The 19,885-nt window shown below is 32.0% G+C and carries 19 protein-coding genes; 15 read left to right on the forward strand and 4 right to left on the reverse strand.

All coding sequences use genetic code 11. The features are described 5' to 3' along the window. Position 1 precedes the first annotated feature (1 nt). The 6 genes from Q0935_RS01555 to Q0935_RS01580 all read left to right on the forward strand — a co-directional run bounded on the left by Q0935_RS01555 (position 2) and on the right by Q0935_RS01580 (position 7,107). Positions 2 to 589, forward strand: a complete 588-nt coding sequence (locus tag Q0935_RS01555; RefSeq protein ID WP_299381808.1) for a pseudouridine synthase — start codon at positions 2 to 4, stop codon at positions 587 to 589. Between the two features lie 71 nt (positions 590 to 660). After that, a complete protein-coding gene (locus tag Q0935_RS01560; RefSeq protein ID WP_299381810.1) occupies positions 661 to 1,908 on the forward strand; it encodes a mechanosensitive ion channel family protein in 1,248 nt (415 codons plus the stop codon). A 103-nt stretch (positions 1,909 to 2,011) separates the two neighbouring features. Beyond that, complete coding sequence (locus Q0935_RS01565) at positions 2,012 to 2,689, forward strand: TetR/AcrR family transcriptional regulator (protein ID WP_299247700.1); 678 nt, start codon at positions 2,012 to 2,014, stop codon at positions 2,687 to 2,689. Next, positions 2,690 to 4,357: a peptidase domain-containing ABC transporter gene (locus Q0935_RS01570; RefSeq protein ID WP_299247698.1), complete on the forward strand. Its 1,668-nt coding sequence runs from the start codon at positions 2,690 to 2,692 to the stop codon at positions 4,355 to 4,357. Between the two features lies 1 nt (position 4,358). Next, entirely contained in the window at positions 4,359 to 5,711 is a 1,353-nt protein-coding gene (locus tag Q0935_RS01575; RefSeq protein ID WP_299381812.1) for an HlyD family secretion protein, read from the forward strand. Between the two features lie 4 nt (positions 5,712 to 5,715). Beyond that, positions 5,716 to 7,107, forward strand: coding sequence for a TolC family protein (locus Q0935_RS01580; protein ID WP_299381814.1), 1,392 nt, complete (start codon positions 5,716 to 5,718; stop codon positions 7,105 to 7,107). Between the two features lie 69 nt (positions 7,108 to 7,176). Here Q0935_RS01580 and Q0935_RS01585 read toward each other — a convergent pair whose 3' ends face one another. Both Q0935_RS01585 and Q0935_RS01590 read right to left on the reverse strand, forming a co-directional pair. Beyond that, on the reverse strand, positions 7,177 to 7,629 hold the full coding sequence (locus tag Q0935_RS01585; protein ID WP_055437136.1) for a cold-shock protein: 453 nt from the start codon (positions 7,627 to 7,629) through the stop codon (positions 7,177 to 7,179). A gap of 103 nt (positions 7,630 to 7,732) precedes the next feature. Further along, complete coding sequence (locus tag Q0935_RS01590) at positions 7,733 to 8,422, reverse strand: hypothetical protein (RefSeq protein WP_299381815.1); 690 nt, start codon at positions 8,420 to 8,422, stop codon at positions 7,733 to 7,735. Between the two features lie 418 nt (positions 8,423 to 8,840). Here Q0935_RS01590 and Q0935_RS01595 point away from each other — a divergent pair, with 418 nt between their 5' ends. Beyond that, positions 8,841 to 8,975, forward strand: coding sequence for a hypothetical protein (locus tag Q0935_RS01595; protein ID WP_299381816.1), 135 nt, complete (start codon positions 8,841 to 8,843; stop codon positions 8,973 to 8,975). Between the two features lie 81 nt (positions 8,976 to 9,056). Here Q0935_RS01595 and Q0935_RS01600 read toward each other — a convergent pair whose 3' ends face one another. Then, entirely contained in the window at positions 9,057 to 11,045 is a 1,989-nt protein-coding gene (locus Q0935_RS01600) for a dehydrogenase E1 component subunit alpha/beta (protein ID WP_299381817.1), read from the reverse strand. A 222-nt stretch (positions 11,046 to 11,267) separates the two neighbouring features. Here Q0935_RS01600 and Q0935_RS01605 point away from each other — a divergent pair, with 222 nt between their 5' ends. The 5 genes from Q0935_RS01605 (at position 11,268) to Q0935_RS01625 (ending at position 15,427) form a co-directional block, all read left to right on the forward strand. Further along, entirely contained in the window at positions 11,268 to 12,215 is a 948-nt protein-coding gene (locus Q0935_RS01605; RefSeq protein WP_299381818.1) for a 2-oxoglutarate and iron-dependent oxygenase domain-containing protein, read from the forward strand. 85 nt (positions 12,216 to 12,300) lie between these two features. Then, positions 12,301 to 12,627 carry a translation initiation factor gene (locus Q0935_RS01610; RefSeq protein ID WP_299247672.1) on the forward strand — a complete coding sequence of 109 codons (327 nt, stop codon included), beginning with the start codon at positions 12,301 to 12,303 and terminating at the stop codon, positions 12,625 to 12,627. A 4-nt stretch (positions 12,628 to 12,631) separates the two neighbouring features. Further along, on the forward strand, positions 12,632 to 13,576 hold the full coding sequence (locus Q0935_RS01615) for a DUF1835 domain-containing protein (protein ID WP_299381819.1): 945 nt from the start codon (positions 12,632 to 12,634) through the stop codon (positions 13,574 to 13,576). Continuing rightward, entirely contained in the window at positions 13,566 to 14,435 is an 870-nt protein-coding gene (locus Q0935_RS01620; RefSeq protein WP_299247667.1) for a nucleoside phosphorylase, read from the forward strand. Before Q0935_RS01615 ends, Q0935_RS01620 begins: the two co-directional genes overlap by 11 nt. Positions 14,436 to 14,572: 137 nt before the next feature. After that, entirely contained in the window at positions 14,573 to 15,427 is an 855-nt protein-coding gene (locus Q0935_RS01625) for a substrate-binding domain-containing protein (protein ID WP_299247665.1), read from the forward strand. 249 nt (positions 15,428 to 15,676) lie between these two features. Here Q0935_RS01625 and ung read toward each other — a convergent pair whose 3' ends face one another. Beyond that, the gene (gene ung, locus Q0935_RS01630; protein ID WP_299381820.1) at positions 15,677 to 16,342 is read right to left on the reverse strand and encodes a uracil-DNA glycosylase; all 666 of its coding nucleotides are present in this window, start codon (positions 16,340 to 16,342) and stop codon (positions 15,677 to 15,679) included. A 76-nt stretch (positions 16,343 to 16,418) separates the two neighbouring features. On the opposite strand from ung, the gene Q0935_RS01635 reads away from it, so the two are divergent. From Q0935_RS01635 to Q0935_RS01645, 3 genes are all read left to right on the forward strand, one after another. Then, positions 16,419 to 16,934: a GNAT family N-acetyltransferase gene (locus Q0935_RS01635; protein WP_299381822.1), complete on the forward strand. Its 516-nt coding sequence runs from the start codon at positions 16,419 to 16,421 to the stop codon at positions 16,932 to 16,934. Positions 16,935 to 16,992: 58 nt separating this feature from the next. Beyond that, positions 16,993 to 18,486: a YfcC family protein gene (locus Q0935_RS01640; protein WP_299381824.1), complete on the forward strand. Its 1,494-nt coding sequence runs from the start codon at positions 16,993 to 16,995 to the stop codon at positions 18,484 to 18,486. Between the two features lie 199 nt (positions 18,487 to 18,685). Beyond that, positions 18,686 to 19,816 carry an FAD-dependent monooxygenase gene (locus tag Q0935_RS01645; RefSeq protein WP_299381826.1) on the forward strand — a complete coding sequence of 377 codons (1,131 nt, stop codon included), beginning with the start codon at positions 18,686 to 18,688 and terminating at the stop codon, positions 19,814 to 19,816. Positions 19,817 to 19,885 lie beyond the last annotated feature (69 nt).

Below are 19,885 nucleotides of genomic sequence, written 5' to 3' on the forward strand. Positions count from 1 at the left end.
TTTGGAAATTAAAACTCATAAACACTTCAAAATATACAAACCATACGGCATGCTTTCGCAATTTGCGAGCAACTCTAGTAAGCAACAGCGTAAGCGTTTTCTTGGTGAACTAGGTGATTTTCCTACAGGTATAATGCCAATTGGCAGACTCGACGAAAAAAGTGAAGGGCTACTATTGCTAACTACAGACGGAAAATTAAGTAATTTTATAAATTCTAGTGGTATTGAGAAAGAATACTATGCTTTAGTAGATGGAGCTATTACTCAAGAAAAAATTGAAGAATTACAAAAAGGTGTAGAGATTGGTTTCGATGGTAAAAAGTACCAAACAAAACCGTGTAAAGTTTTTAAATTAGAATCTGAACCAGATTTTCCAGAACGTTCAAAAAAGATTCGCGACGCTAGACATGGTCCTGTTTCATGGGTGTCTTTAATAATTACGGAAGGGAAATTTAGGCAAGTTCGAAAAATGACAAGCGCAGTAGGTTTTCCAACCTTAAGATTAGTGCGTGTTCGTGTTGGTAATATAGCACTTAATAATATGCAAAATGAGGAAGTTAGGTCTATAGATATACCAAGTACGCTTTAACTATTATTTATAGTTTTTAATAGTTTATACTGAATAAATCTGATTAATTTTGTTTTAAATTTAAACTAAAAATGAAGGAGCAAATCGCCTATTTCTTTTATAATTATTACGAAGCTTTTGGATTATCTCCAAAGTTAGCCAAGTATGCTAATATGCTTACATTGTTACTAATAGCGCTTATTGTAACTTACGTTATAGATAGAGTTGTTAGAGCAATTTTACGAGCAATATCTGTTCGTGTTGCAAAGCATACTAAATCTCCTTTTGATGATTTATTATTGGCTAACAAAGTTCCAAGAAATGTAGCGCATATTGTTCCGTTATTAACAGCGTTAAAAATACTGCATATTGTTTTTATAGATTTTAATTATATAGAAACTCCTATTCGTAAACTACTTCAAGTTCTTTTTATCGTTTTAACTTTATGGATTGTTAGAAGTATTCTGTTTACACTCGAAGATTATTTTAAAACTTTACCGCGTTTAAGAGATAAACCAATTGATAGTTATATACAAGTATTCATGATTTTTGCTTGGGTTGCTGGAATTTTTGCAGCAATAGCAGTGTTTAGCGATGTATCAATTTTAAAGTTTATCACTGGTTTTGGTGCAGCTTCTGCTATTATCTTACTTATATTTAAAGATACTATTCTTGGTTTTGTAGCTAGTATACAGGTGTCTATTAACGATATGGTTAGGATTGGAGATTGGATAACTTTCGAAAAATACGGAGCAGATGGTGATGTTACAGAAATAAACCTTGCTACTGTAAAGGTTCAAAATTTCGATAATACTATTACTACCATTCCGACTTATGCTATGATTTCAGATTCGTTTAAGAATTGGCGTGGTATGAAAAATTCTGACGGTCGTAGAATTAAAAGGCATTTAATGATAAAGCAAGATTCTATTAAATTTCTAACTCCAGAAGATATAGAACGTTTAAAAGGTGTTGAGATCATTAGTGCGTACTTAGAGCAAATGGTTGAGAAAGTAGATAAATACAATGAGGACAATAATATTGATAAAACACTTAGGCTTAATGGTAGAAACCTTACCAATATTGGTGTGTTTAGAAAATATATTCAAACGTATTTAGAAAATCACTCAGCGATTAACAAAGACATGCTTTTAATGGCAAGACAGTTACAGCCTACTACACAAGGTATTCCTTTAGAGATTTATGCATTTAGTAAAGACAAACGTTGGGAAAATTACGAATATGTAATGTCTGACTTGTTTGATCATTTTTTAGCTGCAATTCCATTCTTCGAATTAGAAATATTTGAGCTTCCAAATTCGACTACTTTTAAAGCATAATAACGCTTCAACTTTTTTTTAAATTTGTAATTGTTAATTAATAGTTAACTTGATTTCTTTTTTAATAGTATTACTATTATATTTGCAATCAAATTAATTTATTATGAAATATTTACTTTCGAATATCAAGATTAACATTAATGAAAAAATCTATCTTAAAGATCCAGAATCTTCAAGCCTTGGTAAACGCATTATTGAAAATAGTATCTTACTAATTGATGAAATAGGATTTGATGTCTTCACTTTTAAAAAGTTAGGCTTAAAAATAGGGTCAAACGAGAGCTCTATTTATAGATACTTCGAAAGCAAGCACATGCTACTACTCTACTTAACCTCTTGGTATTGGACTTGGCTGGAATATCAATTAGTATTCTCCACAAATAGTATAGAGAATAAAAAAGATAAGTTAGATAAGGCTATAACAGTGCTCTGCCAAACAACTATAATAGACTCTGCTTTTAGCCATATTGACGAGGTTATATTAAAACGAATAGTTATTAATGAGTATTCTAAATCTTACCTAACAAAGGAAGTTGATAGTGAAAATAAAGAAGGTTATTTTTCGGTATATAAAAGATTAGTAAATAGGTTAAATGACATTATTGTCGCTATAGATAGTGACTATAAATACCCACTTACTTTAGCTAGTACGGTAATAGATGGTGCAATGCATCAACATTTTTTAAAGGATCATTTTCAATCCATTACAGAGTGTAATACTATTGTACAGCCTACAGATTTCTTTAAAGATTTAGTGTTTAATACTTTAAAAATTAAATAAATGCCAAAAAATGTTGTTGTAGCGTGGAAACGCTTTGTTGGCTTACTTAAGCTAGATAAAAAAGATGTAAGACAAATATTTTTCTATGCTATTTTTGCAGGATTAGTTAGTTTATCACTTCCTCTTGGAATACAGGCTATTATTAACCTGCTCCAAAGTGCACAAATTAGTACATCGTGGATGGTTTTAGTTGGTTTGGTGACTTTAGGAGTTGTATTTGTAGGTATTTTACAATTAATGCAAATTAGAATTATTGAAAACGTTCAGCAAAAAATATTTACTAGAGCATCGTTTGAATTTGCTTATCGTTTTCCAAAAATGACCATGAGCGGTTTAAATGGCTATTATCCTCCAGAATTGGTAAATAGATTTTTCGATACGCTTACGGTTCAAAAAGGATTATCGAAGATATTAATCGATTTTCCTGCTGCATTATTGCAAATTATTCTTGGACTAATACTCTTGTCATTTTATCATCCATTCTTTATAATTTACGGTATACTCCTATTAATACTTATGTACATTGTGTTTAAATTTACAGCACAAAAGGGACTTGCAACTAGTTTAGAAGAATCGGATAATAAGTATAAAGTAGCTCATTGGTTACAGGAAGTGGCGCGTTCTATTTTAAGTTTTAAACTTTCAGGACGTACAAGCTTAGCGATGGAAAAAAATGACAAACTAGTTACTAAGTACTTAGAGGCGAGAGAAAATCATTTTAGAATTCTAATTCTTCAGTTTATTCAGCTTATTGGTTTTAAAGTATTAGTAACTGCAGGATTATTAATTATTGGAGGTTTGTTGGTGTTAAATCAGCAAATGAATATTGGGCAATTTGTTGCAGCAGAAATTATTATTTTATTAGTTATTGCTTCCGTAGAAAAATTAATTCTTGGATTAGAAACTATTTACGATGTCCTTACTTCTATAGAGAAATTAGGGAAAATTGTAGATAAGCCTCTAGAGTCGCAAGACGGTGAGATTTTAGATTTAGATGAAGATCAATTAATTGTAGAATTAGACGAAGTAAATTACTCTGTAGCAGATCGAGATACACCAATATTAAATAATGTTTCACTAAAAATAGAACCTAAACAAGTTATATTAATTAATGGTAAAAGCGGTTCTGGTAAGTCCAGTTTATTAAAATTAATTGCCGGTTTAATTTCTCCAACAAGAGGAAAAATATATGCTAATAACAAATCGTTAATTGGGTTAAATATTAACTCTTACCGTTCGCATATTGGACAAGCCTTAACTGAAGAAACACCTTTTGAAGGCACCTTGTTAGAAAACATAACTTTTGGAGATAAAAATATTACTACAGATCAAGTAAACGAAGCTATTAAAAATGTTGGTTTAAAAGATTTTGTAAAAGCATTACCATTAGGTTTAAAAACGGTTTTATATCCTGAAGGTAAAGGTGTTTCGTTTACTATTTCTAAAAAAATAATGTTGGCTAGAAGTATTGTTAAACAACCTAAATTATTATTACTAAAAGAACCGTTAGATCAATTTGAAACTAACGAAGCAAAACAAATAATAGATTACTTAACTAATCCATCTCACAATTGGACACTTGTAGTTGTTAGTCAAAACAGACTATGGAATAATAAAGCTACTAAAACAATAACCTTAAATAAGGGAGAAATAACTAACACATTATAATATGTTAAACATCTCAGAAAACAAACTAAATACTAAAGTTGATATTTCTAAGTACACTTCTTCTAAAAAGGTATTTGGTAAAAAACACTTTAAGCAATTTAATAGATTATTAATTGCATCAGCAATCGTTTGTATTATCATTTTGTTTTTGCCTTGGACTCAAAACATAAATGCAACAGGAACTGTAACTACATTAACGCCGGACCAAAGACCACAGAGTATACAGTCTCCTATTCCTGGCAGAATAGAAAAATGGTATGTTAAAGAAGGTGACTTTGTTAAAAAAGGAGATACAATTCTCTTTATTTCTGAAGTAAAAAATGATTATTTCGATCCTAATTTAATACAAAGAACAGGACAGCAAATAGAATCTAAAAGTGCTTCTGTAAAAAGTTATGGTTCTAAAGTAAATGCACTTAATAATCAAATTTCAGCTTTAAGTAATGAACGTGGCTTAAAATTAAAACAAGCCGAAAACAAATTATTGCAAGCTAAGCTGAAAGTAAAAAGTGATAGTATAGATTTTGAAGCATCAAAAATTAATTTAGAAATTGCTGAAAAACAATTTAAACGTACAGAATCCCTACAGGCTGAAGGTTTAAAATCTTTAACAGATGTTGAACAAAAACGCTTAAAGCTTCAAGAAACACAAGCAAAGCTGATTTCTCAAGAGAATAAATTTTTAGCTGCTAAAAATGAGATTTTAAATGCTCAAGTTGAAATTACAAGAACTAAGGCAGAATATGTAGATAAAATATCTAAAGCTCAAAGCGATAAGTTTTCGGCAGAATCAAATCAGTTTGATGCAGAAGCTCAAGTTTCTAAATTAGAAAACAACCGTTCTAATTACGAAATTAGAAACACTATGTATTATATAAAAGCGCCATTTAATGGCTATATAAATAAAGCCATAAAAACAGGAATTGGTGAGAGTTTTAAAGAAGGTGAACGTTTGGTTGGGATTATGCCAGCAAACTACGATGTTGCAGTAGAAACTTATATAAATCCTATAGATTTACCTTTGGTTCATATTGGAGAAACTTTTAGAGTTCAGTTTGATGGTTGGCCTGCAATTGTATTTAGTGGTTGGCCTAATGTGTCTTATGGAACTTATGGCGCAAAAGTAGTAGCTATGGAAAGTTTTATTAGCGAAAATGGAAAATTTAGAATTCTATTAGCACCAGATAATGAAGATGAATACGCTTGGCCAGAAGCTATTAGAGTCGGTTCTGGTGTTAGAGCTATTGGTTTGTTAAATGATGTGCCAATTTGGTTCGAAATATGGAGACAGCTTAATGGTTTTCCTCCAGATTATTATGTTCCAATAATTAGTGATAATAAAGCAAAAAAGTAATATTATGAAACATTACATATTAATTTTCAGCTTCTTGGTGTCTACAATTGCTTTATCACAGACCGAAAATAATTTACAGTTATCGTTTAGTGAGTATTTGGGTTATGTAAAGCAATTCCATCCTATTGCTAAGCAGGCAAATTTAAAGCTAGAAGAAGGTCAAGCATATTTAATTAAAGCACGTGGTGGTTTCGATCCTAAAGTTGAAGTAGATTACAATAGAAAAGATTTTAAGGATAAGGAATATTATAATCTATTTAACGCAACATTTAAAGTTCCTACTTGGTACGGAATTGAAGCTAAAGCTAATTTTGAAGATAATAGTGGTGTATTTTTAAATCCTCAAAATAGTGTCCCAAACAATGGTTTGTTTACAGCAGGAATTTCTGCATCTTTAGGGCAAGGTTTATTTATAAATGAACGCATGGCTACCTTAAAAAAAGCAAAGTTTTATAAAGAGCAAACCAAAGCAGAACGAGATTTACAAATTAATGATATTGTTTATCAGGCATCTCTAGCCTATTTTAATTGGTTGCAGGCGTTTAACGAAATAGAAATGTACAAACGATTTCTTTCTAACGCAAAAACAAGATATAAAGGAGTTCGAGCAAGTGTTCTAGCTGGAGATAAAGCAGGAATAGACAGTCTTGAAGCTAATATTAACATCAATAATCGTGCTCTAGCTTTAGAGCAATCTAAAGTTGGTTTAATGAAAAACACATTAATAGTTTCAAATTTTTTATGGTTAGATAACCAAATACCTTTAGAGATTAATCCTGATGTAAAACCAAAACAATTAGATGTTAATGAGGTCGATACTGTTTTGAAATTAGAACAGTTACTAAATTTTAATGTAGAATCTCATCCAAAGCTAAAAGCGTTAAATAGTAAAATTAGTGGTTTAGAAGTAGAGAAAAGACTTAAAGCAAATAAGCTACTGCCTAAAATAGATATACAGTATAATTTTATAACTCAAGATCCAGATATAAGTAATACATATAACACCTCTAATTATAAAGCAGGTTTAAATGTTGCTTTTCCATTATTTTTAAGAAAAGAACGTGGTGATTTAAAATTATCTAAACTAAAAATTGAAGCCTCTAAATTTGAGCGTACAAATACATCATTAAGCTTAAGCAATAAGGTCGAGTCTTTAAAACGAGAATTAGAGTCTTATGTATATCAAAATGAAATAATAGAAAAAGTTGTTGAAGATTACCAGACCCTACTCTCTGCCGAAGAGCGAAAATTTAGTTTTGGAGAAAGCTCTGTATTTTTAATTAACTATAGAGAATCTAGTTTAATAGATGCTCAAATAAAACAACTTAAGCTCCAAAATAAATTTTATGAAACTAAAGCTAAGTTGTTTCAAAGTTTGGCTATTGTGTTAAATTAAAACATAAAAAAAGCCTTGATTATTTCTAATCAAGGCTAACTGTGATTTATCACACGTTAATAGCAAGTGTTATATTTTCTTTACACGTACAGCGTTTAAGCCTTTCATGCCTTTTTCTAGTTCAAATTGTACTTTGTCATTTTCTGTGATTTCATCAATTAAACCACTTACATGACAGAAATATTTTTCTGAGTCTTCTGCGTCGATAATAAAACCGAAACCTTTAGAAGAATCGTAAAAAGACACTTTACCTTTTCTAATAGGATCTACTTCTGGTAAATCTTCTTTTTTAGGTACGCCTAATACAATATTATCTGCTTTAATTTTTACTTTGTCTTCTGGATCTGGTGGAGTGTCTACCAAATTTCCATTGAAATCTACGTAAGCAAACTGAATGCCTTGTGTACCATTCTCTGCTGCTTCAGCCTTTCTGGCCTCCATTTTCTTTCTCTTGTCTTCACGCTTTTTAAGGCGCTTTTTCTCTTTTTCTAATTTGTTAAATGTCTGTTGCGACTTTGCCATTCTTCTTCTGTGTAATGTTAATTATTAGCTGAAATGCTAATTTTGGTTGTAAAAATACGATTTTCAATTGATTAATTAAAGAAAATAATGAAGTTTACTATTCTTAGTCCTTAGCTTGAACCACTGTTATGGTTGCTTTTACTCCTGTTGCTAAATTCCATTGATTAGTTATAAATGGAACACCAACGTCGTCTAATACTTGGAATTCTGCAGTGTTTGGGCCACTTGTTCCTTGATTTAAAGCTTCGAATTCTATAATATTATCTCCTGGAGATAGTGTTAAAAAGAAACCTTTACTATGGTTCTGTAATAACACACGAGATTGTGCAACATTACCATTTACATAAACACGAATTAAATCACCATCTTCTGCTTGATGGTCTCTATATATAATGTTTACACGTTTTGCTTTTGTGCTATATTCTCCCAAAAACTGTGTAACTTCACTCCCATTGTGTTTACGTTCGTCGTCGTTTCTTAGTTTTAAAGCATTTTTTAATTGCTTTTGGTATAACTCTGCAGGATTTCTAAACTTATTCTCCTTAATCATCGAGAACTCTTTACGTTCTGCAACTGGTAGTGCTTCAGTTTTAGGTAAAACTATTTCGTTTTCCTCCTCTTTGTCTGGCTCTGCACTGTTACTTTCTTCAGGCATTATTATAAGCTCATTATCTTGTTTAGAGTCTTCAACTTCTTGAGCAGGAATTATTATGGACTTATTTTCACTATCAATTTGAGCACTTGCAGAAAGTGCTATAAATAAGGTTAAAAGGAAAAATAAGTTAAACTTCATGGTCATAATAAATCTATTTGTCTAAAATAAAACAAAAACTGTACCTAAGTATTAAAGTTTTATTAATCTCTTTAGAAAAACATTTAAAATTTTCATAAAACAGATCTTTTTGCTCCTTTTACTGCGTTAGTAGCTATTCTAATATGTTAAAAACTGTTAAGAAATTACTTTGTTATACATAGTACTGTAACAAAACTGTTTTTGTGTCGTCTTTCTAATATAACAAACAAATTATCAATCAAATTAAAACCATAATACTATGAGAACTTTAAACAACAATCAATTAACAGCAACATTAGAAGGTACTAAAAGTAACACTTGGAATTTAAGAAGACGTTACAGATAGACTTATACAGATCATCAATCAATCAATCAATCAATCAATCAATCAAAATAGTAATCATTAAAACCACAGATTATGAAATCAATTATTAATACCTTAAGAAAAACAAATTGTATTACTGAAGAACGTTTACATGTTAGTAGGGAGATTTACAAATTCAGTAACATAACAAATGGATTATGGAATGGCGTAAACCGCTATGCTTATTAATAGTTAGATAGATTAGTCTAAAAATAAAAAGCCGGTGAATTAGGGTTCACTGGCTTTTTTATGTTTTAAAATATTGTAAGTTTAATATGCCATTAAAGTTAATAGCTCATCTTCAAACTTATCGCGCGATAAATATTGATCTTCTAATTGGTTAATAAAAGGAATAGGTGTTTCTAAACTCGCTACGCGTTTAACAGGAGCATCTAAATGTTCGAAACAGTTTTCCATAATTAATGCCGAAACATCACTAGCAATACCACCAAATAAAGAATCTTCTTGTAAAATAATTACTTTACCTGTTTTTTTAGCTGAAGCATAAATGGTTTCAGTATCCAAAGGTTGAAGCGAACGTAAATCTATTAAATCAGCATCAATTTCAGGATGCTTATCTAGTGTATTCATTGCCCAATGCACTGCTTGACCATAAGCAATAACAGTAATTTGTTCTCCAATTCTTAAAGTTGCTGCTTTTCCTAAAGGAATCGTGTAATACTCTGTTGGTACTTCTTGACGAATACTTCTATATAATGCTTTGTGTTCGAAGAATAACACAGGATTAGGATCGTTAATTGCAGTTGCTAATAAACCTTTAGCATCTTTTGGAAATGCTGGATATACAACTTTTAAACCTGGTGTTTTTGTGAACCAAGCTTCGTTTGTTTGACTGTGAAAAGGTCCTGCAGCAACTCCTGCTCCACAAGGCATACGTAATACAACGTCTGCATTCTGGTTCCAACGGTAATGCGATTTTGCAAGATAATTAACAACTGGATTAAAACCAGAAGTCACAAAATCACTAAACTGTAACTCTACAACACTTTTAATACCGGCAATACTTAAGCCCATAGCGGCTTCTATAATTGCAGATTCGCATATAGGTGTATTTCTAACGCGGTCTTTACCAAAAGCTTCTACAAAACCATCTGTAATTTTAAAAACACCACCATACTCGGCAACATCTTGTCCCATAATTACGAGGTCTTCATGTTTTTCCATAGACTGTTTTAAGCCTTCGGAAATGGCATCAATTAAACGCAGTTCTTCTATTTTTGAATTTTCTTCAACTTCTTGGTATTCAAAACCTTGAAAAACATCATTTAATTCATTACTTATAGAGGATGTTATTTTTTCTTCAGCATCAGCTTGATCTAAATGTGTATTTAATTCAGCTTTAATTTCAGCTTTAAAAACAGCATCTTGCTCTTCTGTAAGAATTTTTTCAGAAATTAAATAAGAACGATAATTATCTATAGGGTCTTTCTTTTCCCATGTGTCCATTAAATCTTGAGGCACATATTTTGTCCCACTCGCCTCTTCATGACCACGCATTCTAAAAGTTTTAAATTCTATTAAAACAGGACGTGGATTTTTTCTTATGCTTTCGGTAATTTCAGAAATCTTAGTGTAGACTTCTAAAATGTTATTTCCGTCTATTATATGAGATTCCATGCCGTAACCTAAGGCACGATCGGCTAAATCTTTACAATTATATTGTTCTGTAGTTGGTGTTGACAGTCCGTAACCATTATTTTCAATACAAAATAACACAGGCAATTGCCAAACCGAAGCAACGTTTAAAGCCTCGTGTATATCGCCTTCACTTGTTCCGCCTTCTCCTGTAAACACAGCTGTTACTTGGTTTTTGTTTTTAAGTTTACTTGCTAAAGCAATACCATCTGCAACTCCAAATTGAGGTCCTAAATGCGATATCATTCCAACAATGTTATACTCTTGAGTACCAAAATGAAACGAACGGTCACGACCTTTTGTAAAGCCATTGGCTTTCCCTTGCCATTGACTAAAAAGACGGTATAAAGGAATTTCTCTAGTTGTAAAAACACCTAAGTTTCTGTGCATTGGTAAAATATATTCTTCGCGTAGCATAGACATAGTTACGCCAACAGATATGGCTTCTTGTCCAATACCAGAAAACCATTTGCTAATTCTACCTTGACGTAGTAAAATAAGCATCTTTTCCTCTATTAAACGTGGTTTTAACATTGCTTTGTATAGAGAAATCTTAGTCTCTGCAGTAAGCTTTGTTTTTTTGTACTTTATATTAGATTTCATTTGTATTCACTTTAGTGTTTCAATCTTTAGCTATTGTATTTTGGTGCAAAATTTATAACTTAAGATTGAGCGTTGCTTGCTTATTTGGGCAACACAAATAACGTTTGTCAAATATAACATTATTGCATAATAATTAATTATTGAGGCTAAAAATTATTGATTATTAATTCTGCTATCTTTTCTTTACATTTGTATATAGATGATTAATAAATTATAGTAGAAATGACGAGTATACCAAGTGTTAATTTACAAGATTTTCTTTCTGATGATCCAAAGAGAAAACAAAAATTTATAGATGAAATAGGAAAAGCCTATCAAGAGATTGGGTTTGTTGCCTTAAAAGGACATTTTTTAGACGATAAGCTAGTTGATGGTTTATATTCTGAAATTAAAAACTTTTTCGATTTACCAGTAGAAACGAAACAAGGTTATGAAATACCTGGTATTGGTGGTCAGCGTGGTTATATTTCTTTTGGAAAAGAAAGCGCAAAAGGTAAAAAAGAAGGAGATTTAAAAGAGTTTTGGCATTTTGGACAGTATGTAGAAGACGATGCAGAACGTGCTAAAGAATATCCAGAAAATGTAGATGTAAAAGAGTTACCTGCATTTAACGAAGCAGGAAAAGAAACTTACCAAATGCTTGAAAAAACAGCAAAATATGTATTAAGAGCATTAGCGCTTCATTTAGATTTAGATGAAACGTATTTTGATAATTACATACATAATGGTAATTCTATATTAAGACCAATACATTACCCACCAATTACTGAAGAGCCTAAAGCAGCAGAACGTGCAGCGGCACATGGAGATATTAATTTAATCACCTTATTAATGGGTGCTCAAGGTCGTGGTTTGCAAGTGCAAAACCATGAAGGCGAATGGATTGATGCTATTGCAGAGCCAGACGAGTTAATGATTAATGTTGGCGATATGTTATCAAGACATACTAATAACAAGTTAAAATCGACAATACACCGTGTAATCAATCCGCCAAAAGAACTTTGGGGAACTAGCCGCTACTCTATTCCGTTTTTTATGCATCCAATAAGCGAAATGAAATTAGATGTTTTAGAAAGTTGTATAGATGAAGAAAACCCAAAACAATTTGATGATATTACTGCTGGAGAGTTTTTAAATCAGCGCTTAATAGAATTAGGATTAAAAAAATAAGTAGTTAGTAAACAGTCTTCAGCTTTCAGTCGTAATCTATGCGAATTGACTGAAGACTGTTTGCTTAACGCTGAATACTAAAAAGATGGATTTAAAAGATCAGCTAAAAAACCTTTTTCCAGAACACGAAGAAAAGGAAGTAGAAATAACTAAGGAGGACAAAGGGCTTTGGTTACAAGACGATCCTATTATTTGTAAATACGAAAAACGAAAAGGTAAGCCTATTACTATTTTAGAAGGTTATACTGGAGCTACTGAAGATTTTAAAGCTTTAGCTAAAGAATTGAAGCAAAAATTAAGTGTTGGCGGAAGCTTTAAAGATGATAAGATTATTATTCAGGGCGACTATCGCGATAAAATTATGGCGATGTTAAAAGAAAAAGGTTTTAATGTAAAACGTGTTGGAGGTTAATTTTATGTCTAAAAAAACATTACATGTTACTAACGGTGGTAGTTTAACAGATTTTCTTAAAAAGGAAAACTACGAAGGAGAATTGGTTACATGGCACGAAATGCTATGCGAAGGCCCTACCGAAAAAGAAATTAATACAGAATCCTTTTTTAAAGTAAGAAAAGCTTTTTTAGAATCTGTTTATGAAATAGAATACGATACCGTTAAAATAAAGACAGAAATAGATAAGCTAGACGCTGTTAACGATTATGAAGAAGTAGTCCTTTGGTTTGAATACGATTTGTTTTGCCACATTAACTTAATTGCAGTCATTAGTTTATTAAAACAAAAACAAGTAAGAGTACCAATATACTTAGTTTGTAGCGGTCGTGTTGAAAACGAAAAAGGTCTTAAAGGCTTAGCGGAATTAACTGCTAAACAGTTAAAAGAACACTATCAAAATAAAGTAGAACTTACTATCGACGATATTGCTTTGGCTCAAAAAGCTTGGCGTATTTATTGCGAAAACGATCATAACTTATTAAAACCTTTAATAACCAGACCGTCTAATTTTAAATACCTAAGTAATTGTTTAAAAGCACACTTAAAACGTTTCCCAGATACAAGAAGTGGTTTGAGTACTTTAGAATATCATATTTTAACACTAATAAAAGAACATAATATAAAATCACGTCATCATTTAGAAGGTTACGTGTTGCATTATCAAGGCTTTTATGGCTTTGGAGACATGCAAATTGTTAGGATAATAGATGGCTTAGCACTATTTTATAATGAAGAAGAAGTAGATGTTTTATCATTGAACAGAGATGGACATCTTGCGTTAGAACACCAAAAGAATTTCAGAAAAGCACTCGATTGTAATTTTGTGTTTGGAGGCGTTAATAAACGAGAATTTCAGTTTGATAAAAAAGCAAATAAATTGATTAAAAACACAGTGAATGCCAATTAAAGATTCAGAATTAATATTAAATCCAGATGGAAGTGTTTATCACTTAAATCTAAGACCAGAACATTTAGCGAATACTATTATTACTGTTGGTGATCCCGACCGTGTAGCTAATGTTACTAAACATTTTGATACTATAGAATTCGAAACAAGAAAACGAGAATTTCATACACAAACAGGAACTTATAAAGGAAAACGTATCACAGTAATTTCTACTGGTATTGGTACAGATAATATAGATATTGTTTTTAACGAGTTAGATGCTTTAGTAAACATCGATTTAGAAACAAGAGAAATTAAAAAAGAATTGACAGCACTTACTATTGTTCGTGTTGGGACTTCTGGTTCTATTCAAAAAGAGATTCCTGTTGATTCTATTGTAATTAGCGAAATGGCTGCTGGTTTCGATAGTTTACTTCATTTTTATGATAGCGAAGCGTTTCAGAATAAAGATATTTCTAATGCTTTAATGGAACATACAAATTGGTATAAAGCAAAGTCCGATCCTTATGTTGTTCAATGCGATGCAGGTTTATTAAAACAATTAAGCTCAAGTAAAACAGTTACAGGATTTACTGCTACTAACGTTGGTTTTTACGGCCCTCAAGGTAGAGTTTTACGTTTAGCACTTCAGGATAACGATTTAAACGATAAATTAGCTAACTTTAATTTTAACGGTAAAACCATTACTAATCTAGAAATGGAAACGGCCGGAATTTACGGTATTTCTAAACTTTTAGGACACAAAGCGTTATCTATGAATGCAATCATAGCTAATCGTGCTTCAGGAAAATTTAGCGAGAATCCAAATAAAATAGTTGAAGAACTAATCACTTATACCTTAAATAAATTAGTTGAGTAGTTTCTTAAATTACTAACATTATATTTAAGTAAAATGATAACGTTGCGACTAAGCATTTTTACATTTGCAAAATCGTAACAAACAAATAAGATTACCGCTAAAGTTTATTTTAGCGCAGTTGAAAGACGGAATTTACTATGAAAACAATAAACATTGGTGGTGTACCAGAGCATTTTAATTTAGCTTGGTATTTAGGACTTAAAAATGCCGAGTATAAAGATGCAGATATAAACCTACGTTGGAAAGATTACTTTGGCGGTACAGGTGCTATGTGTAAAGGGCTTAGAGATGGGACTATTGATATGGCGGTTATTTTAACTGAAGGTATTGTTAAAGACATTATAGACGGAAACAAATCTAAAATTGTTCAAGTTTTTGTAGAAACGCCTCTAATTTGGGGAATTCATGTAGCAGAAAAATCAGAATACAAGACAATAGAAGATGTAAAAGGAACCAAAGCAGCAATTAGTCGTTATGGTTCTGGATCTCATTTAATGGCCTATATAAATGCTCAAAACAACGGTTGGGATATTGAAAAGGATCTGGATTTCGAGGTTATAAAAAACCTAGATGGTGCTGTAGAAGGTTTAACCGAAGGCAAAGCCGATTACTTCATGTGGGAGAAATTCACCACTAAACCATTAGTAGATAATGGTACGTTTAGACGTATCGATAATTGCCCAAGTCCGTGGCCATGTTTCGTTATCGCTGTTAGAGAAGACTTTTTAAAAACTAACAAAGAAGATGTTAAAACTATTTTAGATATAGTAAATAATACTACAGCAGAGTTTAAAGACATTCCAAGTATCGATAGAATGATTGCAAACCGTTACGAACAAGAAATTGAAGATGTACAAGAATGGTTGAGTCTTACGGAATGGTCTCAAGAAAACATTTCTAAAGAAACTATTAATAAAGTTCAAGACGAATTATTAGCCTTAAATATTATTCCTGAGAAATGGGATTATAAAGATTTAGTTGAGACTTTATAAATATTATTAACTCCTCTTTCTTTCCATTTCTAAGGAAATGAAAATTCATTGCTCCTCTTAAAATAAGAGGAGAGCCAGTAAAATTCAACTTCAATACAAAGTATAGAAAACCAGAACTTCTGTATTAACAAAAGTCAATAAATAAAAAAGAAGAATAATCTAGCACAGTTCCTCTCTTTAGTCAAAGAGAGGTAGGTTTTCAAAGGAAAAACGGAGAGTTTGAAGAAAAAAAGCAAAGTGATTTTCAACCTACCACTCCACTCCAACCAAACCAAGTTTCTCCAACAAAACATTAGTCTCACTAAAATGTTTGTTACCAAACCAATACCCACGATTAGCACTCAAAGGAGAAGGATGACCAGACTCTAAAATATGATGCTTCTTTTTATCAATCAGCTTTGCTTTTTTCTTAGCAAAACCTCCCCAAAGTAAAAATACAACATTCTCTTTTTTATCACTTATAGTTTTAATAACAGCATCAGTAAACGTTTCCCAGCCTTGTTTTTGGTGACTTCCAGCTTCATGCGCACGAACCGTTAAAGTCGCATTCAGCAAAAACACACCTTGTTCTGCCCAACGTTCTAGATTTCCACTTATAGGATAAGCAATACCTAAATCGGTTTCAATTTCCTTAAAAATATTGATTAACGAAGGTGGATGTTTCACACCATCATTAACACTAAAACACAAACCATTGGCTTGATTGTAATTATGATAAGGATCTTGACCAATAATAACAACCTTTAAATCGTTGAAATGGCATTTTTCAAAAGCATTAAAAATTAGGTTTTCAGGTGGGAAACATTGTGTTTCGGCATATTGACTCGTTACAAAAGTCATTAAATCCTTAAAATACGGACTATCAAATTCTGTTTGCAATTGCAATTTCCAACTTTCGTGAATACTTGGCTTCATAACTTTTAAATATCAACTATTAAATTCAGCACAAAATAATACTATCTTTAAGATCTATACCAATCTAAACTATTAAATGACGATTAAAAACGCAACAATCCATGACATTGAAGCCATATTTAAACTCTATAAAATAGCTTCAAACTACCAAAAGGCAAAGAAAACCGTTGTAGTTTGGCCAGATTTCGAGCGTGAATTAGTAGAAAATGAAATCACCCAAAACAGACAATTCAAACTCATTATAGACGGCGAAATTGCTTGTGTTTGGGCAGTTGCGTTTAAAGACGATCAAATTTGGGAAAACAGTAAAAACGATAAAGCCATTTATATTCATCGTATTGCAACAAATCCGGAGTTTAGAGGACAAGAATTTGTTACTAAAATTGTAAATTGGGCCAAAATTTACGCTGTAAAAAATGAAATAGATTTTATAAGATTAGATACTTTGGGACACAACACCAAGCTCATTTCATATTACGGAAAAGCAGGTTTCAATTTCTTAGGAATGTTTACCTTAAATAATACAAAGGGATTACCAGATCATTATCACAATCAGCCAGCAGCGCTATTTCAAATAGAAGTTAATAAATAAGATTTTCCGTCTACGCGGAAATAAAATTACAAGCGTCCCGCTTTCTCGGGAAATCGATATGAAGAACATTAAATTTCCAACAGCACAAACCATTTTACTTATTATTGCTGCACTTGTAACATTGCTAACTTGGCTTGTTCCTGCAGGAAAATACGATACTTTGGTTTACAATACAGACACTAATAACTTTACACAAGCAAGCACAGAGAAATCTATAAATCTGCCAGCAACACAAGAAACATTAGATGCATTAGCTATAAAAATACCATTAGAGAAATTTACTGGAGGCGATATTTATAAAGCAATTAATATTCCAAACACATATAAAAAACTAGAAGCTAGACCACAAGGTGTTTTTGAGTTTATTAAATCGCCTGTAAAAGGAATAATAGAATCTGCCGAAATCATTTTTTTAGTCTTAATTATTGGAGGTCTAATTGGTATTATAAACAGCACAGGCGCTTTTGATGCTGGTATTTCGTGGTTAACCGATAAATTAAAAGGTTACGAATTTATACTAATCATTTTAGTAACACTTTTAATATCTATTGGAGGCACAACGTTTGGTTTAGCAGAAGAAACCATGGCCTTCTTCCCTATTTTAATACCCGTCTTTTTAGCCGCAAAATATGATGCTTTGGTTGGTGTTGCTTGTATTTTTATTGGCTCTTCCATTGGTACCATGTGCTCGACCGTAAATCCGTTTAGTACAATGATAGCAAGTGATGCTGCTGGAATAAATTGGACTACAGGATTAGCAGGTAGAATACTAATGCTTTCGGCGTGTTTACTAATTTCCATTGGATACATTTTAAGATATGCAAAACGTGTAAAAAATGATCCTTCAAAATCTATTATTTACGATGAAAGAGACGAAATAATGGCACTTTTTGGTAAAGGAGAAGCAGAAAGTGTTCAATTTACAACGCGCCTTCGTATTTCATTATTTGTTTTTGCAGCTTGTTTTATAATCATGATTGCCGGAGTATCAATGTACGGTTGGTATTTACAAGAAATGTCTGCAACCTTTTTAGTAGGTGCTATTTTAATAGGTATTGTTTCAAAAATTAAAGAATCTACGTTTGTCGATACTTTTGTAAAAGGCGCAGGAGATTTATTAGGTGTGGCATTAATTATAGGTATTGCAAGAGGAATAACGGTAATTATGGACGATGGAATGATTAGCGACACCATGTTATATTACGCCAGTGATGTTACCAACGGCATGAATAAAGGTGTATTTGCAAGTGCCATGACAGGTATTTACGCTGTACTCTCTTTCTTTATTCCAAGTTCATCTGGAATGGCAGTTTTAACCATGCCAATTATGTCGCCTTTAGCAGATGGCGTTGGTGTAGGAAGAGAAATTGTAGTAAACGCATACCAATACGGAATGGGTTTATTTTACTTAATAAACCCAACAGGATTAATATTAGCTTCTTTAGCAATAGTAAAAGTAGGATACGATAAATGGCTTAAATTTATCATGCCGTTGTTTATTACTTTGGTTGTATTTACTTTATTAGTCATGACGGTTTCCGTATATTTATAGTAACAAAAACAACGTGCTGCTGGTTTAGGTAAAATCAGCTATTGTAATTAAAAAGCGAACAGATCAGTTTTAATAAAATCTGCAATGTTATTTAGTATAATGTTGTTACTTCGAGTGGTTTTCGAAGCATAAGAAAATTGTATCGAGAAGTCTTTTAAAAACAGTAGCACTATAACCAACAACACACTAAAAAAGTAGAATGTACACAATTATAGGTGCTGGAATTGGTGGTTTAACCACTGCTGTAGTCTTCGAGAAACTAAACATCGACTATCAATTATTCGAAAAAGCCAAAGGACCAAACGCACTAGGTGCAGGAATTTGGTTGGCACCAAACGCATTGCAAGTCTTAGAATTTGCAGGTGTTATAGATAAAATTTTTAAAGTGAGTAATGTTGTCGATCGCATTACATTATCTAATCAAAAACTAAAACCACTAGCCGATAGCAGCCAATTACCTGCAAAAGAAAAATACGGTTTCTCTACAGTTGCCATTCATCGTGCAAAACTACAATTGGCTTTAATAGAAGCCATTCCAAAAGAGAAAATACATTGGAACAAAGCCTTTGCATCTTACAAGCAAGAAGATAATACGGTAACTGTAGCATTTCAAGATGGTACAACAAAACAAATCCAGTATCTTATTGGTGCGGATGGTATCGACTCGAAAGTACGCGCACAACTATTCCCAAATTCGCAAATACGTTATTCTGGGCAAACCTGCTGGAGAGGTGTCATGAAAAGCGCTTTACCTTTAGAATATAAAGACAGAGGTATCGAAATGTGGGGAAAAGGTATCAGGTTTGGCTTGTCTCAACTGTCTGAAAATGAAACTTCATGGTTTGCAGTAAAAAATAGCGAAGCGTTTCAAAAAGACGATAGAGCTGTTTTAAAAAAGAAGCTACTCTCCTACTTTAAAGAATTTCATCCTTTGGTAAATGAACTCATTAGTAATACCGAAATCAACGACATATTAAGAAACGATATCACCGATTTAAAACCTATAAAACACTGGCAAAAAGATAACGTTTGCCTTATTGGAGATGCAGCACATGCTACAACACCAAATATGGGACAAGGTGGTGCTCAAGCCATAGAAGATGCTTATTATTTAGGAAAACTGATTGCTAAAAATCCAACCGAAAACAATTTTAAAGCCTTCGAAAACAAACGTTTTAAACGAGTAAATAACATCGTGAAGCAATCTTGGTTTACAGGAAAAATAGCCAACTTAAATACAGGTTATTCCGTGAGGAATACATTATTTAGTGCACTTCCTAAAAAGCTAATAGACAAAAATATGTACTCTGTTTACGATTTAAAAGACTAATTTTTTTATATGAAATACACACTAGTCCTATTCGTCTCATTTATTAGTTTTAGCTGTAATTCAAAAGAT

Source organism: uncultured Lacinutrix sp., assembly GCF_947500605.1.
In the GTDB taxonomy this organism is placed as follows: domain Bacteria; phylum Bacteroidota; class Bacteroidia; order Flavobacteriales; family Flavobacteriaceae; genus Lacinutrix.

Excerpts from the sequence above, each read along its gene's own strand:
- Q0935_RS01560 (WP_299381810.1), top strand. The coding sequence starts at position 661 with ATGAAGGAGCAAATCGCCTATTTCTTTTATAATTATTACGAAGCTTTT.
- Q0935_RS01565 (WP_299247700.1), top strand. The coding sequence starts at position 2,012 with ATGAAATATTTACTTTCGAATATCAAGATTAACATTAATGAAAAAATC.
- Q0935_RS01570 (WP_299247698.1), top strand. The coding sequence starts at position 2,690 with ATGCCAAAAAATGTTGTTGTAGCGTGGAAACGCTTTGTTGGCTTACTT.
- Q0935_RS01575 (WP_299381812.1), top strand. The coding sequence starts at position 4,359 with ATGTTAAACATCTCAGAAAACAAACTAAATACTAAAGTTGATATTTCT.
- Q0935_RS01580 (WP_299381814.1), top strand. The coding sequence starts at position 5,716 with ATGAAACATTACATATTAATTTTCAGCTTCTTGGTGTCTACAATTGCT.
- Q0935_RS01585 (WP_055437136.1), bottom strand. The coding sequence starts at position 7,629 with ATGGCAAAGTCGCAACAGACATTTAACAAATTAGAAAAAGAGAAAAAG.
- Q0935_RS01590 (WP_299381815.1), bottom strand. The coding sequence starts at position 8,422 with ATGAAGTTTAACTTATTTTTCCTTTTAACCTTATTTATAGCACTTTCT.
- Q0935_RS01595 (WP_299381816.1), top strand. The coding sequence starts at position 8,841 with ATGAAATCAATTATTAATACCTTAAGAAAAACAAATTGTATTACTGAA.
- Q0935_RS01600 (WP_299381817.1), bottom strand. The coding sequence starts at position 11,045 with ATGAAATCTAATATAAAGTACAAAAAAACAAAGCTTACTGCAGAGACT.
- Q0935_RS01605 (WP_299381818.1), top strand. The coding sequence starts at position 11,268 with ATGACGAGTATACCAAGTGTTAATTTACAAGATTTTCTTTCTGATGAT.
- Q0935_RS01610 (WP_299247672.1), top strand. The coding sequence starts at position 12,301 with ATGGATTTAAAAGATCAGCTAAAAAACCTTTTTCCAGAACACGAAGAA.
- Q0935_RS01615 (WP_299381819.1), top strand. The coding sequence starts at position 12,632 with ATGTCTAAAAAAACATTACATGTTACTAACGGTGGTAGTTTAACAGAT.
- Q0935_RS01620 (WP_299247667.1), top strand. The coding sequence starts at position 13,566 with ATGCCAATTAAAGATTCAGAATTAATATTAAATCCAGATGGAAGTGTT.
- Q0935_RS01625 (WP_299247665.1), top strand. The coding sequence starts at position 14,573 with ATGAAAACAATAAACATTGGTGGTGTACCAGAGCATTTTAATTTAGCT.
- ung (WP_299381820.1), bottom strand. The coding sequence starts at position 16,342 with ATGAAGCCAAGTATTCACGAAAGTTGGAAATTGCAATTGCAAACAGAA.
- Q0935_RS01635 (WP_299381822.1), top strand. The coding sequence starts at position 16,419 with ATGACGATTAAAAACGCAACAATCCATGACATTGAAGCCATATTTAAA.
- Q0935_RS01640 (WP_299381824.1), top strand. The coding sequence starts at position 16,993 with ATGAAGAACATTAAATTTCCAACAGCACAAACCATTTTACTTATTATT.
- Q0935_RS01645 (WP_299381826.1), top strand. The coding sequence starts at position 18,686 with ATGTACACAATTATAGGTGCTGGAATTGGTGGTTTAACCACTGCTGTA.